General features: G+C 48.1%; 2 protein-coding genes and 1 pseudogene. All 3 read left to right on the top strand.

Annotated elements, in window-relative coordinates:
• Nucleotides 1–228, top strand: a 228-nt coding sequence (gene tnpB, locus ACY3FQ_RS03400) for an IS66 family insertion sequence element accessory protein TnpB (protein WP_044108510.1), incomplete at its 5' end; no start/stop codon positions are given.
• Nucleotides 229–302: 74 nt separating this feature from the next.
• On the top strand, nt 303–554 hold the full coding sequence (gene tnpB / locus ACY3FQ_RS03395) for an IS66 family insertion sequence element accessory protein TnpB (protein WP_489774443.1): 252 nt from the start codon (nt 303–305) through the stop codon (nt 552–554).
• 74 nt (nt 555–628) lie between these two features.
• A pseudogene (gene tnpC, locus ACY3FQ_RS03390) lies at nt 629–2,195 on the top strand (IS66 family transposase).
• Nucleotides 2,196–2,221: the final 26 nt, after the last annotated feature.

The raw sequence follows: 2,221 nt of genomic DNA, 5'->3' as shown, positions 1-2,221 counted from the left end.
CATTGTGCTTACCTGTTCTGTAATAAACGTGGCCATCGCATGAAAGTGCTGGTACATGATGGATTGGGCATCTGGCTGTGTGCCCGGCGGCTGGAACAGGGCAAATTTCACTGGGCTCAAGTTCACCAAGGTGAAACCGTGGCCCTCAGCCCGGAACAGTTACAGGCACTGATCCAAGGTTTGCCCTGGCAGCGCATTGGACGACAGCAGGTGGTGACGATGCTTTAAACCAGGCTGTTCCATTCTGCTATTCTCCAAACGTTCTATTTCATTCTTCTCATGACCTCAGGCATACTGCGGTCATGAATACGCTGCCTGACTTAAGCCAACTGACCCATGAACAACTGCTGGAATTCACCAGGCAGTTGGCGCTGCAGCATCAGTCTCTAGCACAATCAAACCAACAATTGGATGCCCTGGAACAGGGAAAATTCCACTGGGCGCAGGTTCACCAGGGTGAAAGCATGGCGATCAGTCCGGAACAGTTACAGGCACTGATCCAGGGTTTACCTTGGCAGCGCATTGGACGACAGCAGGTGGTCACAATGCTCTAAACTAGGCTGGTCCATTCTGCTATTCTCCAAACGTTCTATTTCCTCTGCGTCATGACCTCAGGCATACTGCGGTCATGAAAATGCTGCCTGATTTAAGCCAACTGACCCATGAACAACTGCTGGAATTTACCCGGCAGTTGGCGATGCAGCATCAGTCTCTGGCACAATCAAATCAAGAATTAGAAAAATCAAACCAGCAATTGGATGCCAAAGTTCAGCATCTTTCTATTCTCAATCAAAAATACGAGCATGAACTGGCGCTGTTTAAAAAGCATAAATTCGGCAGTAAAAACGAACATCTCACCGCAAAACAAATCCATCTGTGGGATGAGGCGGTCGAAGAAGATATCGCAGCAGTCGATCTGGAACTGGAGCGGCTGAATGCAGATAAAACCGATGCAGCAACACACAAAGCCACAGTCAACAAACCTAAACGTCGACTGCTGCCAATCAACACAATGCAGTTGTGGCTGTACCTTGCGTCGTATCGGTGAAGATGTCAGTGAAAAACTGAATTTCAGACCGGCACAGTTCTATAAGGAACAGCATGTGCGTGGTAAATGGGTCTGTGATCAGTGTGACACTCTGACTCAGCAAGCGATGCCAGCCTATGTGATTGATAAAGGCATTGCTTCACCTGAATTGCTTAGCCATGTGCTGGTGTCAAAGTATGCCGATCATTTGCCTTTGTACCGTCAACGTCAAATCTTTCTACGCGCAGGTGTTGATCTGTCTAGATCAACGTTATCTGACTGGATTGGCCGCTGTGGGGTGGAACTGGAACCTCTGGCCAATGCCTTAAAACAGGTGGTACTGCAACAGCAGGTGATCCATGCAGATGAAACACCGGTGACGGTCATGCAGATGGGTGAAAATGAGAAAAAGCCCAAAAAAGGTTATGTCTGGGCCTATGCCAGCACACAGTACAATCCAGTTCAGGCAGTGATCTATGACTTTCAAGATAGCCGTTCTGGCCAGCATGCTGAAGACTTCCTGAAAGGCTGGCAGGGTCATTTGGTCTGTGATGATTACAGTGGTTATAAAGCACGCTTTAGATCAGGTCAGGTCATTGAGGTGGGCTGCATGGCACATGCACGTCGTAAATTCCATGAACTACATGTGACCAAGAAAAGTCAGGTCGCTGAACAGGCATTAGTGCTGATTCAGAAATTATATGCGATAGAAGCAGAATTAAGAAAAAAGACGGATGGTACAGCGGAAGACCGCTGCGAATACCGACAACAGCATAGTCAACCGGTCATGCAACAACTATATGAATGGCTCAACCAACATCAGCTGACGGTGCCATCGAGTTCTCCAACCGCCCGGGCGATCAATTACAGCCTAAAACGTTGGACTGCTTTAAGCCGCTATCTGGATGATGGCAATCTACCCATTGACAATAATTGGATAGAGAACCAAATGCGTCCCTGGGCCTTGGGGCGTAAGAACTGGCTATTTGCAGGTTCGCTGCGCAGTGGTCAACGAGCTGCCAATATCATGACTTTAATCCAGTCAGCAAAGCTGAATGGCTTGGATCCGTATGCCTATTTAAGTGATGTGCTGAAAAGGTTGCCAACACATAAAGTGCCCCAAATAGAAGAATTACTACCTCACCGCTGGAAACCTGAACCCCGTTAAAACTTGGCGATGGCGTTCAGCGGATG

Source organism: Acinetobacter sp. AB03 (genome assembly GCF_058107045.1).
This window is presented reverse-complemented; position numbering and strand designations above follow the sequence as displayed.